The sequence below is a fragment of the Vibrio sp. 10N genome, from assembly GCF_036245475.1.
In the GTDB taxonomy this organism is placed as follows: Bacteria; Pseudomonadota; Gammaproteobacteria; order Enterobacterales; family Vibrionaceae; genus Vibrio.
In genome coordinates, this window is sequence record NZ_BTPM01000001.1 from 3,492,491 (window position 1) to 3,506,445 (window position 13,955).

Here is a 13,955-nt window from a genome sequence, read left to right on the forward strand (position 1 = left end):
CTGATTATTGTGGTCCTGATTGGTACCGCACGGGGGCATGTGGGCGTTAAATAACCACAAGATTTTAAAAACCCCCGCACTGAAAAGTCCGGGGGTTTTTTTACAAACTCAAAATAGTAATTTGATAGTGATCACTCATTGAAGGCCATAGGCTGAGATGACAGGAAGAAATGGAGCACAACATGTGCAAGCGAACGACAAATTGCCACGACAAACGTGGTACTCAAGGAGGCTATAATGACAGGTGCTGAATTAGTTGTAGCCGCATTGAAGCAGCAAGGTATCGAGACCGTATTTGGTTACCCAGGTGGAGCCATCATGCCCATCTACGATGCCTTGTATGACGGTGGTGTGGAACACATCCTTTGCCGACACGAACAAGGTGCTGCAATGGCAGCCATCGGAATGGCAAGAGCCACCAAAGATGTTGCTGTTTGCATGGCAACCTCAGGCCCTGGAGCCACCAACCTTGTTACCGGCCTTGCCGACGCTTTCCTCGATTCTATCCCTCTCGTTGCTATCACTGGCCAAGTCGCTAGTTCACATATCGGTACTGATGCCTTCCAAGAAATGGATGTGATCGGCATGTCGCTCTCATGTACCAAACACAGCTACCTCGTCACTGACATCAATGAACTCGCTCCCACTCTAGCCGAAGCATTTGAAGTTGCTAAAGCTGGCAGACCCGGTCCTGTCATCGTTGATATCGCTAAAGATGTCCAACTTGCTAATGCTCCGGTGGACGTGCTTCCTCCATTTACCCCACCCGCAATTCCTGTCGCCGATGCACAGCAAGTCAAACGCGCACAGCAATTGCTTGATGAAAGCTCTCGCCCAGTACTTTACGTCGGTGGTGGTGTTCAGCTTGCGGATGCAACCGAATCTGTTCGCGAGTTCTTGCGTATCAACCCAATGCCAAGTGTCAGCACACTGAAAGGCCTTGGTACTATTGATAGGCATGACCCGCACTACCTTGGCATGCTAGGTATGCATGGCACTAAAGCGGCTAACTTAGTGGTACAAGAGTGCGACCTACTCATTGTAGTCGGAGCACGTTTTGATGACCGAGTGACCGGTAAGCTGGATACGTTCGCACCTCATGCCAAAGTGATTCACATCGATATTGATGCGGCAGAATTTAACAAGCTTCGTGAAGCGCACGCTGCGCTGCGTGGTGACATCAACGTGATCCTGCCTCAGCTCGAACTATCAAAAGACATTAACGCTTGGGCACATCATAGCGAAAGCTTGCGCGCTGGCTTCAAGTGGCGCTACGACCACCCTGGCGATCTGATTTTTGCTCCGCTGCTGCTCAAGCAGCTTTCAGACATGATGCCGGAAAACTCCATTGTGTCGACCGATGTGGGCCAACATCAAATGTGGGCTGCTCAGCACATTCAACCAAGACTGCCTGAGAACTTCATTACTTCCGCAGGTCTCGGCACCATGGGCTTTGGTCTACCTGCAGCGATGGGCGCAGCAGTAGGACGTCCTGATGACCAATCCGTGCTTATCACGGGTGACGGTTCATTCATGATGAACGTTCAAGAACTGGGTACGCTGAAACGCCGCCAGATTCCAGTAAAAATTGTACTGTTAAATAACCAACGTCTTGGTATGGTAAGACAGTGGCAGTCACTGTTTTTCGACGGCAGACACAGTGAGACGATTTTGGATGACAACCCAGACTTCGTCATGCTTGCTAAGGCCTTTGACATCCCGGGCAAGACCATCACTCGCAAAGAAGAAGTGGAGCCAGCGCTAAAAGAGATGCTGGAGTCGAAAACTTCTTACATGCTGCACGTGCTGATCGACGAAGAAGAAAACGTATGGCCTTTGGTTCCACCAGGTGCCTCAAATAGTGACATGTTGGAGAATACCTAATGGACAGATATCTACTAGACATCAAAGCCGATGACAAACCTGTCTTGCTTGAGCGCGTATTGCGCGTTATTCGCCACCGTGGCTTTATTATCAAACAAGTGGCTGCGACCCAAAACCACGAGAGTAAGGTTGCCAGCGTTGAGATCATTGTAGACAGCGATCGACCAATCACTACCTTGATCAACCAAATTGAGAAGCTTTGGGACATCAGAACCGTTGAGGTCACCGAACTAAAACACAACGAACTGACCAATCACAACCTACAAGAACAGAACGCATAAGGAAGGAATTGCTAAATGGCTACTAAGACAGCAGATTTTATTTGGTTTAACGGTGAGATGGTTCCATGGGCAGAGGCGAACGTTCACGTCCTGACTCACGCAATGCACTATGGCACATCTGTTTTTGAAGGGGTTCGCTGTTACAACACGCCAAAAGGGCCAGTGGTATTCCGCCATCCTGAGCACGCTAAGCGTCTAAAAGATTCGGCAAAAATTTATCGCTTCCCAATTCCTTTCACTGAAGAAGAAATCATGGAAGCGACGCGCGAAACACTGCGTCAAAACAAGCTTGAGTCAGCGTATATTCGCCCACTGGGCTTCGTTGGTAATGTCGGTCTGGGTGTTTGCCCACCTGAAGGTACAGAAATGGAGCTGATCATTGCTGCATTCCCATGGGGTTCTTACCTAGGTGAAGAAGCTCTGGCGAATGGCGTCGATGCGATGATTTCAAGCTGGAACCGCGCCGCACCAAACACCATTCCTACTGCCGCTAAAGCCGGTGGTAACTACCTATCTTCACTATTGGTTGGCGGTGAAGCTCGTCGTCACGGCTATGATGAGGGCATCGCGCTGAGCGTTGATGGTTACCTATCTGAAGGTGCAGGTGAGAACATTTTCGTCATTAAAGATGGTGTGATCAGCACACCACCAGCAACCAGCGCGATTCTTCCTGGTATTACGCGTGATTCCATCATGACGCTAGCGAAAGACATGGGCTATGAAGTGCGTGAAGCCAACATTGCTCGTGAAGCACTCTACCTTGCTGATGAAGTGTTCATGACAGGTACGGCCGCTGAAATCGTTCCAGTGCGTACTATCGATAAGATTGAAGTGGGCGAAGGCAAACGCGGTCCAATCACTAAAGTGATGCAAGACGCGTACTTCGGTCTATTTAACGGCACCACAGAAGATAAGTGGGGCTGGTTGGACTACGTTTACCCAGAAAACAACCAAGCTAAATAAGGACACATACCATGCCTAAATACAGATCAGCGACCACGACACACGGACGCAATATGGCTGGCGCTCGTGCCCTATGGCGCGCAACCGGTGTAAAAGACGAAGATTTTGGTAAGCCAATCATCGCCGTTGTAAACTCATTCACACAATTCGTACCAGGCCATGTTCACTTAAAAGATATGGGGCAATTGGTCGCTCGTGAGATTGAAAAGTCGGGTGGTATCGCAAAAGAATTCAACACCATCGCGGTGGATGATGGTATTGCAATGGGCCACGGTGGCATGCTTTACTCACTGCCATCGCGTGAATTGATTGCCGATTCCGTTGAATACATGGTCAATGCACACTGCGCAGATGCTATGGTATGTATCTCAAACTGTGACAAAATCACTCCAGGGATGCTAATGGCATCCATGCGTTTGAATATTCCAGTGATATTTGTCTCTGGTGGTCCGATGGAAGCAGGTAAAACGAAGCTGTCTGATCAGATCATCAAACTGGACTTAGTCGATGCCATGATCCAAGGCGCCGATCCAAAAGTTTCCGACGAACAAAGTGAACAGATTGAGCGCTCAGCTTGCCCGACATGTGGCTCTTGCTCTGGTATGTTTACGGCTAACTCAATGAACTGCCTAACCGAAGCTCTGGGTTTATCTCAACCAGGTAACGGCTCAATGCTCGCAACACACGCAGACCGCGAACAACTGTTCCTTAATGCTGGTAAACGCATTGTTGATTTGACTCGTCGCTACTATGAACAAGACGACCAATCAGCACTACCACGCAATATCGCTACGTTCGATGCATTTGAAAATGCGATGGCGCTGGATATCGCAATGGGTGGCTCAACCAATACTATCCTCCACCTATTGGCGGCCGCTCAAGAAGGTGACGTCGATTTTGATATGGAAGACATTGATCGCCTATCTCGTAAAGTTCCACACTTATGTAAAGTGGCGCCTTCGACACAGAAATACCACATGGAAGATGTGCACCGAGCGGGTGGTGTTATGGCAATCCTAGGTGAACTCGATCGTGCAGGACTGCTACACAATCAAGCACGCACTGTGCTAGGACTGTCAATGGAAGAGCAGCTTGCGCAATACGATATCATGCAAACTGAAGACGCTGATGTTCTCAAATTCTTCCGCGCTGGACCTGCTGGCATTCGCACCACTCAAGCCTTTTCGCAAGATTGTCGCTGGGATCGCCTTGACGACGATCGTGAGCAAGGGTGTATTCGAACTAAAGACAACGCATTCAGTCAGGAAGGTGGTCTAGCCGTACTGAAAGGCAATATCGCCCTTGACGGCTGTATTGTTAAAACAGCAGGTGTGGATGAAAGCATCCATAAGTTCCAAGGCCCTGCGGTGGTATTCGAAAGCCAAGAAGATGCAGTAGATGGCATCCTAGGCGGTAAAGTGAAGGCCGGTGATGTCGTGATTATCCGCTACGAAGGTCCAAAAGGCGGTCCGGGCATGCAAGAGATGCTGTACCCAACGACTTACCTGAAATCTATGGGGCTAGGTAAAGAGTGTGCGCTACTGACTGACGGCCGTTTCTCTGGTGGTACATCGGGTCTTTCTATCGGTCACGCATCTCCGGAAGCGGCTAATGGCGGTACAATTGGCTTGGTAAAAGATGGCGATCTGATCAACATCGATATTCCAAACCGTGAGATCACGCTTGTGGTTTCTGAAGACGAGCTAGCAGCTCGCCGCGCAGAGCAAGACAAGCTTGGCTGGAAGCCGGCTGATCGTGAACGTACCGTTTCTCTAGCATTGAAAGCCTACGCCAATCTTGCCACCAGCGCCGACAAAGGTGCGGTACGTGATAAGTCCAAACTCGAGGGCTAATCATGAGTGACGTAGATAATCATCCCGTATCTGGCGCAGATTATCTGCGTCAGGTTCTCAGAGCACCTGTTTACGAAGTGGCGACCGTATCGCCGCTTCAAGATATGCCAAGACTCGGGGCTCGCATCGGTAACCAAGTCCAAATCAAGCGTGAAGACAGACAGCCTGTACACTCGTTCAAGTTGCGCGGCGCCTACAACATGGTGGCCAACCTCAGCGATGAGCAAAAGCGTGCGGGTGTGATTGCTGCTTCGGCGGGTAACCACGCTCAAGGCATGGCGCTGTCAGGCACCAAGCTCGGTATCAACACCACTATCGTAATGCCAAAAACCACACCAGACATCAAAGTCGAGGCGGTGCGCGGCTTTGGTGGCAACGTGGTACTTCATGGCAGCAATTTTGATGAAGCTAAGGCAGAAGCCGAACGCCTCTCAAAAGAGCATGGCTATACCTTTGTTCCTCCTTTCGATCACCCTCTGGTGATTGCAGGACAAGGCACGATTGGCATGGAAATGCTGCAGCAAAATGGTCACCTTGACTACATCTTTGTCCCTGTGGGCGGCGGTGGTCTGGCGGCGGGTGTTGCCGTGCTGGTTAAGCAGCTTATGCCTGAAATCAAAGTAATTGCGGTTGAGCCTGAAGATTCAGCTTGTCTTAAAGCCGCACTTGATGCCGGTGAACCCGTTGTACTTGATCAAGTGAGCATGTTTGCTGACGGCGTGGCGGTGAAGATCATTGGTAACGAGACCTTTAGGCTGTGTCAGAAGTACATTGATGGCCACATTACTGTGTCTAGCGACGAGATCTGCTCTGCGGTAAAAGATATCTTTGAAGATACTCGTGCCATTGCTGAACCTTCTGGCGCACTGGCGCTGGCAGGTCTGAAGAAATTTGCCGAAAAGCATCAACTGAAGGACAAGCAGCTTGGTACCGTGCTTTCTGGCGCGAACACCAACTTCCACGGTCTGCGCTATGTCTCTGAGCGTTGTGAACTGGGTGAGAAACGTGAGGGCTTACTTGCGGTCACTATCCCAGAGCGCCAGGGTGCTTTCTTTGAGTTCTGCAATATCATTGGTGGCCGTGCTGTTACTGAGTTTAACTACCGCTACAACGACGACGAACTGGCAAATATCTTTGTGGGTGTCAGACTTGTCGGTGGCCAAGATGAGTTGGAGGGCATTATTAGCGATTTGCGAACCGGTGGCTACCCCGTTGCGGACCTCTCTGATGACGAGATGGCAAAACTGCACATTCGCTACATGATTGGCGGTAAGCCTTCTAAACAGCTCAAAGAGCGCTTATACAGCTTTGAGTTCCCAGAGTACCCTGGCGCACTACTTAAGTTTTTAAGCACGCTTGGTACGCATTGGAACATCAGTCTATTCAACTATCGCAATCACGGTGCCGATTACGGTCGCGTGTTGTGTGGGTTTGAGCTTGAAGACAGCGATCTCAGTGAGTTCTCTACTCATCTTCGAGAGCTTGGCTATCAGTGCAAAGATGAAACGGATAACCCGTCCTACAAGTTCTTTTTGTCCTAGCCAGTCAACGATATACCACGGGAAGCCATTGCTTCCCGTTTTTTATGCCAGCCAATCACGATAAAGCTTATCTTCGTCCCCCAGATAGTCGAGCAGCCATTCTAATAGCTTGTGGTTATCGTGTTTTCTCCACACCATGCAGCACTCACTCGACAACTTGGCATCGGGCAATGCACGTTCAACCAATAAGCCTTGCTGAATTAAAGGTTTGGCAATGTGGTTTGGCATGTAGCCAATTCCGACATTGCTTTTCAGGCACTCAATCGCAGTGAACCAATTAGGGAGCAGCACACGGCGCTGCTGTGGATAATGCTCGGTATGGCGTTTTGGCAGCTCGCGAGAGGTATCATCGATACAGATGGCGGGATATTGACTTGCCAACGCTTCATCCAGCACATCCACCATCGCACAGGGGTGAGTCGGCGACATCACCAGCGCCCAATCTAGATTGCCGATTTTCTTCACGCCATACTCACCACTCACTGGCACGGCGGATGTGGCACCAATCACGATATCGGCACGCTCTTGAGCTATCGCCTCCCACGCACCATTGTAAACTTCCATATTGATTTGCAGCTCAGCAAACTCAAACTCGCGATAGAAATCCTCAATGAGCTGTGAAAGCTTATCGACCTTAACGATATTATCTAGGGTCAGCTTTAAACTGCTTTGCCAACCTTGAGCTGCACGACGGGTTTGATGAGTTAGCTCATCCATACGGCGCAGCATCTGTCTGGCTTCCGATATAAACACTTCCCCAGCGGGCGTCAGTTCGACTTTACGAGGCAAACGGGTGAACAGCTGCACGCCAAGCTCTTGCTCTATCTGACGAACGCTGTAGCTAATCGCAGAAGGGACTTTATGCAGCACTTGTGCTGCCGCACTAAAGCTACCCAGATGCGCAACCGCATCGAGCATTTCTAATGAAGAACGTGAGTACATAACTAGCTTTCAAAATATTTGATAGATAACCACAAAATATAGCGTTTTATTTTTTCTTTTTCCAAAAATAGAATACACACCATCAGCAGTATGGGCTGGCGCCAAACCATTCCTGTGAAAATATTTCAAGGAATAACAATGAAAATCTCTAAACTTCAACTTATCTATCTATCCGCACTGTCGATGTTGGGCTTTATAGCCACGGATATGTATTTGCCTGCGTTTAAACTTATTGAGCAGGACTTTGCCACTGGGCCAGAGCAGATCGCGCTATCGCTGACGGTATTTCTGGTCGGTATGGGTCTGGGTCAATTTGTATGGGGACTGGCCAGCGATCGCTTTGGTCATCGCAAAACGCTGTTTGCTGGACTGACCATTTTTACCATCGCGTCATTTGGTCTGGCTTGGAGTGAACAAGTGTGGCAATTGCTATCGCTGCGTCTACTACAAGCGATTGGTGTTTGTGCACCCGCTGTGATCTGGCAGTCTATGGTTATCGATAAATTTGATAAGAAAACCAGCCAACAGATTTTTGCCACCATCATGCCGCTAGTCGCGTTATCTCCAGCGCTTGCACCTCAACTTGGTGTATTGCTGACAGAAATGTGGGGCTGGCACAGTATCTTCGTGGTACTGGCAATCACAGGTGCACTATTGGCCATGATCACTCTATCACTAGAAGATCAACCTAAAGCGACTGAACAACGATCGTCAATTCAGTCCGATCTAAAGAGTCTGTTTGGATCCAGAGAGTACATGGGCAACGTGATCATGTACGGTGTGGCATCGGCAGCATTTTTTGCTTACCTAACTGGTATGCCCGAAATCATGAGCCAGCTTGGTTACTCGGCAAAAGATATTGGCCTGAGCTTTATTCCGCAAACCGTGGCGTTTATGGTCGGTGGCTATGCGGGTAAAAAGCTGGTGGCAAAACTCGGTGATGAGGCCGTACTCAAGCAGCTTCTTGGCTTGGAAACCGTAGCAATTTTGATGGTGTTTGTAGCATGTCAGTGGGAGCTGAGCAGTGTATGGCCAATTCTATTGCCATTCTGCTTGCTGGCGGTCGCCAACGGTGCGCTCTACCCTATCGTGGTGAACCGTGCACTATCCAGTGTAGCGCATTGCTCCGCTACCGCCGCAGGTCTGCAAAATAGCCTACAGATTGGCGTTAGCAGCCTAGCCAGTGCCATTGTGGCGGCATTTGCAGTTATGGCGCAATCCGCGGTTGGCTACGTGATCCTTGGCTGCTTGGCGGTAATGTGGATTGGCTATCTCATTGCCAACCCAGCGATCACTGAGGAACTAACGATTCCAGATAACTCTCGCGTAGTGAGCGACGAATAGAGACAAAAAAGGGCGACCTCGCACAGTATGCGGATCGCCCTTTCTATTTATCGACTGTATTTATTATCGACTGCAGTTACAGACTTTTTAGTCCCCATTTTTCTGCGGTAGCGTCAAAGAAACCCTGAGTCTTCTTAAGCTCTACCCAGTGGTTCACGTAGTTAATCCATACTTGGTCTTTTTGCGGCAGCAACATAGAGATTGGCGTTGGTTTACGAGGCTCTGCGACTGGCACAATCGCCAATTGCTTAAACTTGGTCACCAAAGTCGCCGCTTCAACGTTTGAAGTTACAGACACATCAGCGCGACGAGCCAATAACTCTTGGAAATCACGTGCAGGCGCTTCAATCACAATATGCTCAGCATCTGGGAAAAAATCTTTCACCATCTTCTCTTGCACCGTACCGAGCGTCGCCGCCACCTTAACATCAGGTTTATTAAAATCTGCCCAATCAGCATACTTTTCAAGATCTTTCTTTTGCACGACTGGCACAAAAGCTAAGTAGAAATATGGCTGACTGTACCCGGCTACCTTAGCGCGAGACATGTTAAGCGAGGCGCTTCCGGTGATATCGTACTTGTTAGCCGTGATACCATTGACCAACGTTTTCCAATCGGTTGCGACATACTCAACCTTAACCCCAAGATCTTTGGCAAGCTCAGTAGTGACATCAATATCAAATCCACGATAAGAGTTGGTCGCCGGATCTTTCATGGTCATCGGGTTCCAGTCTCCCGTGGTCCCCACTCTAAGTACACCTGAGTCTAAGATCTTTTGTAGGCGACTGGTTTCTGCCGCCACCTGACCAATAGAGAGAAAAGTAATAATAACGCCCAGAATCCACTTCTTCATTGAATAGTCCCTTAAATTATTAAACATTGGTGGTACATCCTTGATAACATAGCAGTAACAGATGGATTTTTCAGAGATTTTAGGGACGATTGTGAGCTATCGATTACTTGCTGTTGTGTTGTGCCTGCCGCTACTAAGTGGTTGTTCTGATTACGAGTGGGGCTGGTATGTTCTTGACCCTTCTACCGAACAAGGGAAAACCAACCTCGGCTTCTTGTTAGCAGGTTTTAAGGACACCATCTATGTGTCACTGCTGAGTATGGTGTTTGCCATGCTGTTGGGTCTGCTTGTTGCCTTCCCTGCGCTTTCTGAAAAACCTTGGCTACGTGCTATCAACCGCGTCTACGTCGAAGTCATACGCTCGATACCGGTTTTGGTATTGCTACTCTGGGTTTACTACGGTATGCCGACGCTGCTAGACATTTCACTCAACCATTTCTGGGCAGGTGTGATAGCGCTGACTGTCGCGGAGAGCGCTTTTATGGCCGAGGTCTTTCGTGGTGGTATTCAAGCCGTGACTCGTGGTCAACATGAAGCGGCGGAGTCACTTGGGCTCAACTATTGGCAGAAAATGCGCCTGGTGATTTTACCTCAGGCGTTTAGGCAGATACTGCCGCCACTGGGGAACCAGTTTGTCTACATCTTAAAGATGTCTTCACTGGTGAGTGTCATTGGCTTGAGCGACTTAACTAGGCGTGCCAATGAGCTGGTGGTTAACGAGTACTTACCACTAGAGATCTATACCTTCCTAGTATTGGAGTACTTAGTGCTGATTCTGCTGGTTTCTCAAGCCGTGCGCTGGCTAGAAAAACGGATTGCGATCCCAAGTCACTAACCACCAGCTGGGTATGTAACAAGCTTTAAGAAAACTTCAGAAACCAAAAAGGGTCTCAATGAGACCCTTTTCGCTATTAAAGTGTAATCGTGATTACTTTTTCTTGACTGGACGCTGCCAGCCTGTGATTTTGCGCTCTTTAGCGCGAGTGATCACTAACTCACCTTCCGCTACGTCTTTGGTTAGGGTAGTACCCGCACCAATCGTTGCGCCATCAGCAATTGTCACTGGAGCAACTAGCTGGCTGTCGGAGCCAACAAACACATCGTTTCCGATAGTGGTCTTAAACTTGTTCGCGCCATCGTAGTTACAGGTGATCACACCCGCGCCAACGTTGGTACGTTGACCGATCTCAGCATCGCCAAGATAAGTAAGGTGGTTCGCTTTCGAGCCTTCACCTAGGCGTGCATTCTTAACCTCAACGAAGTTACCTACGTGAGAGTCATTGCGCATATCCGCACCTGGGCGCAGGCGAGTGAATGGACCTACGGTACATTGTTCACCCACTGTCGCACCTTCAATCACGCTATATGGGCGCACAATCGTGTTGTCATCGATTTCACAGTCTTTCAACACACAACCAGCACCAATCACCACGTTATCACCGAGCGTTACGCTACCTTCGATGATGACGTTGGTGTCGATTTCGACATCCATACCGCACTGCAGTTGACCACGTAGGTCAAAGCGAGCGGGGTCACGCAGCATAACGCCCTGCTCTAGCAGTTTCTGCGCTTGCATCGATTGGAATGCCCGTTCTAGACGCGCTAGCTGAGCACGGTCGTTAACGCCTTCCACTTCAATTGGATTCGCAGGGTGAACCGCTTCAACTGCACGGCCTTCATCGTGCGCCGCTGCTATCACGTCTGTTAGGTAGTATTCGCCCTGTGCATTATCGTTGCTAAGACCCGATAACCAACGCTTCAGATCGCCACCAGTTGCGACCATCACACCGGTGTTGATCTCTTTAATCAGTTTCTGCTCTTCAGTGGCGTCTTTTTGCTCAACGATAGCCACCACAGGACCGTTCTTACGTACGATACGGCCATAACCCATTGGGTTATCCAGCACGACAGTAAGTAGCGCAATGCCGCCTGTTGGCTGTGCATCTAATAGGTTTTCTATGGTTTGTTCTGAAATCAGTGGCACGTCACCGTAAAGCACCAGAACTTTCTCGTCATCGGCGAGATGAGGCGACGCTTGATCGACCGCGTGTCCCGTCCCTAGTTGGTCTGCTTGTAGCACCCAATTTACCGTCTCCTGCTCAAGAGCCGACTTCATAAGGTCGCCACCGTGACCATACACTAGGTGGATATTTTGAGAGCCCAAACCTTCACAAGTATCGATGACGTGTTTCACCATCGGCTTACCCGCTAGGGTATGCAATACTTTCGGTTTATTGGAATACATGCGGGTTCCCTTTCCCGCGGCGAGTACGACCGTACTAAAGTTCATCTATCTAACCATATAGTTGGAAATCTATTCTCGTCATTTTAGCCATGAATACCCTTACTGTTAACGTTATGACGCAAATTCTCTATAAAAAATAAGCAAAAAGGCGACCAAACGGTCGCCTTTCTCATCGCGGTCAATCTAATCGAGCTAGATTAACGACGTTTTTTTGTCAGTTCGATTACTCGAAGCTGAGCAATGGCTTTAGCCAGTTCACTGGCCGCTTGCGCGAAGTCCATGTCGCCATGCTGATTAGAAATAGATTCTTCAGCTTTGCGCTTGGCTTCTTCTGCCTTCGCTGCGTCTAGTTCTTCACCACGGATAGCCGTATCAGCCAGTACAGTCGCTGTACCAGGCTGAACTTCTACAATACCACCAGAGACATAAATGAACTCTTCATGGCCGTGCTGTTTAACGATACGCACCATACCAGGCTGAATAGCGGTCAGCAGCGGTGTGTGACCATGGAAAATACCAAGTTCACCTTCGCTACCGGACACCTGGAACGTTTCTACGCGACCAGAGAAAAGCTTTTTCTCAGCGCTTACTACGTCTAGGTGAAAGGTTATTGCTGCCATATCGCCTCCTATTTAGCCTTATAGCTTCTTAGCATTCTCGATAGCATCGTCGATAGTACCGCAGTACATGAACGCTTGCTCTGGAATGTCATCGTAGTCACCAGCTAGTAGACCTTTGAAGCCACGTAGAGTCTCTTTAAGAGGTACGTAGATGCCTGGGTCGCCAGTAAATACTTCCGCTACGTGGTAAGGCTGAGTTAGGAAACGCTCAATCTTACGAGCACGAGATACAACTTGCTTATCTTCTTCAGATAGCTCGTCCATACCTAGGATCGCGATGATGTCTTTCAGCTCTTTATAACGCTGCAGGGTTTGCTGCACACCACGAGCAACCTCGTAGTGCTCTTGACCAACAACTAGAGGATCAAGCATACGAGATGTTGAATCTAGTGGGTCAATCGCTGGGTATAGACCCATAGCAGCGATGTTACGGTTAAGTACAACCGTTGCATCCAAGTGCGCGAACGTTGTTGCTGGAGACGGGTCAGTCAAGTCATCCGCTGGTACGTATACCGCCTGTACAGACGTGATAGAACCCGTTTTTGTTGACGTGATACGTTCCTGTAGTACACCCATCTCTTCTGCAAGAGTTGGCTGGTAACCTACCGCAGATGGCATACGACCTAAAAGTGCCGATACCTCTGTACCTGCAAGTGTGTAACGGTAGATGTTATCAACGAACAGTAGTACGTCACGACCTTCGTCACGGAAACGTTCTGCCATTGTTAGACCAGTCAGTGCAACACGTAGACGGTTACCTGGTGGCTCGTTCATCTGACCGTAAACCATTGCTACTTTTGATTCTTCAGGCTTCTCAACGTTTACAACGCCCGCTTCCTGCATCTCAAAGTAGAAGTCGTTACCTTCACGAGTACGCTCACCTACACCCGCAAATACGGATAGGCCTGAGTGTTGTAGTGCGATGTTGTTGATAAGTTCCATCATGTTAACGGTCTTACCTACACCTGCACCACCGAATAGACCGATTTTACCACCCTTAGCGAATGGACAAACCAAGTCGATTACTTTAACACCCGTTTCTAGAAGAGCGACTTCGTTAGATTGCTCTTCGTAGCTTGGCGCTTCACGGTGAATCGCATAGCTTTCTTCTGCACCGATCTCACCACACTCGTCAATCGCATCACCAAGTACGTTCATGATACGACCAAGAGTCTTAGTACCTACTGGTACTGAGATTGGCGCGCCTGTGTTCTCTACTGTTACGCCACGACGTAAACCATCAGAGCTACCCATTACGATACAACGAACTACGCCACCGCCTAGCTGTTGTTGAACTTCAAGAACAAGACGCTCTTTAGAGTCCGTTACGTTTAGAGCGTCGTATACACTTGGTACGTCACTCTGTGGGAACTCTACGTCGACTACCGCACCGATGATCTGTACGATCTTACCTGTAGCCATCGTTAAT

Annotated in this window: 12 protein-coding genes; 7 read left to right on the forward strand and 5 right to left on the reverse strand. The window is 49.1% G+C overall.

Annotation, left to right across the window (positions count from 1 at the left end; genetic code table 11):
• Positions 1 to 237 precede the first annotated feature (237 nt).
• From ilvG to ilvA, 5 genes are read left to right on the forward strand one after another with little or no spacing between them, the layout of a single operon-like run.
• On the forward strand, positions 238 to 1,884 hold the full coding sequence (gene ilvG, locus AAA946_RS16155) for an acetolactate synthase 2 catalytic subunit (protein WP_338165714.1): 1,647 nt from the start codon (positions 238 to 240) through the stop codon (positions 1,882 to 1,884).
• The gene (gene ilvM, locus AAA946_RS16160; protein ID WP_338165715.1) at positions 1,884 to 2,165 is read left to right on the forward strand and encodes an acetolactate synthase 2 small subunit; all 282 of its coding nucleotides are present in this window, start codon (positions 1,884 to 1,886) and stop codon (positions 2,163 to 2,165) included. The genes ilvG and ilvM overlap by 1 nt, the downstream gene beginning before the upstream one ends.
• Before the next feature lie 15 nt (positions 2,166 to 2,180).
• Positions 2,181 to 3,128 carry a branched-chain amino acid transaminase gene (locus tag AAA946_RS16165; protein WP_338165716.1) on the forward strand — a complete coding sequence of 316 codons (948 nt, stop codon included), beginning with the start codon at positions 2,181 to 2,183 and terminating at the stop codon, positions 3,126 to 3,128.
• A gap of 11 nt (positions 3,129 to 3,139) precedes the next feature.
• Complete coding sequence (gene ilvD, locus AAA946_RS16170; RefSeq protein WP_338165717.1) at positions 3,140 to 4,981, forward strand: dihydroxy-acid dehydratase; 1,842 nt, start codon at positions 3,140 to 3,142, stop codon at positions 4,979 to 4,981.
• Positions 4,982 to 4,983: 2 nt separating this feature from the next.
• Positions 4,984 to 6,522: a threonine ammonia-lyase, biosynthetic gene (gene ilvA, locus AAA946_RS16175; RefSeq protein WP_338165718.1), complete on the forward strand. Its 1,539-nt coding sequence runs from the start codon at positions 4,984 to 4,986 to the stop codon at positions 6,520 to 6,522.
• Between the two features lie 42 nt (positions 6,523 to 6,564).
• Here ilvA and punR read toward each other — a convergent pair whose 3' ends face one another.
• On the reverse strand, positions 6,565 to 7,464 hold the full coding sequence (gene punR, locus AAA946_RS16180; protein ID WP_338165719.1) for a DNA-binding transcriptional activator PunR: 900 nt from the start codon (positions 7,462 to 7,464) through the stop codon (positions 6,565 to 6,567).
• Between the two features lie 138 nt (positions 7,465 to 7,602).
• On the opposite strand from punR, the gene punC reads away from it, so the two are divergent.
• Positions 7,603 to 8,808, forward strand: coding sequence for a purine nucleoside transporter PunC (gene punC / locus AAA946_RS16185; RefSeq protein WP_338165720.1), 1,206 nt, complete (start codon positions 7,603 to 7,605; stop codon positions 8,806 to 8,808).
• A 76-nt stretch (positions 8,809 to 8,884) separates the two neighbouring features.
• Here punC and AAA946_RS16190 read toward each other — a convergent pair whose 3' ends face one another.
• Positions 8,885 to 9,661, reverse strand: a complete 777-nt coding sequence (locus AAA946_RS16190) for a transporter substrate-binding domain-containing protein (protein WP_338165721.1) — start codon at positions 9,659 to 9,661, stop codon at positions 8,885 to 8,887.
• A gap of 91 nt (positions 9,662 to 9,752) precedes the next feature.
• Here AAA946_RS16190 and AAA946_RS16195 point away from each other — a divergent pair, with 91 nt between their 5' ends.
• Positions 9,753 to 10,496 (forward strand): amino acid ABC transporter permease, encoded by a 744-nt coding sequence (locus tag AAA946_RS16195; RefSeq protein ID WP_338165859.1) that lies wholly within the window; start codon positions 9,753 to 9,755, stop codon positions 10,494 to 10,496.
• A 93-nt stretch (positions 10,497 to 10,589) separates the two neighbouring features.
• Here AAA946_RS16195 and glmU read toward each other — a convergent pair whose 3' ends face one another.
• The 3 genes from glmU to atpD form a co-directional block, all read right to left on the reverse strand.
• A complete protein-coding gene (glmU, locus tag AAA946_RS16200; protein WP_338165722.1) occupies positions 10,590 to 11,951 on the reverse strand; it encodes a bifunctional UDP-N-acetylglucosamine diphosphorylase/glucosamine-1-phosphate N-acetyltransferase GlmU in 1,362 nt (453 codons plus the stop codon).
• 152 nt (positions 11,952 to 12,103) lie between these two features.
• Entirely contained in the window at positions 12,104 to 12,526 is a 423-nt protein-coding gene (locus AAA946_RS16205) for a F0F1 ATP synthase subunit epsilon (RefSeq protein ID WP_042478114.1), read from the reverse strand.
• 18 nt (positions 12,527 to 12,544) lie between these two features.
• A complete protein-coding gene (atpD, locus tag AAA946_RS16210) occupies positions 12,545 to 13,948 on the reverse strand; it encodes a F0F1 ATP synthase subunit beta (protein WP_112460762.1) in 1,404 nt (467 codons plus the stop codon).
• Positions 13,949 to 13,955: the final 7 nt, after the last annotated feature.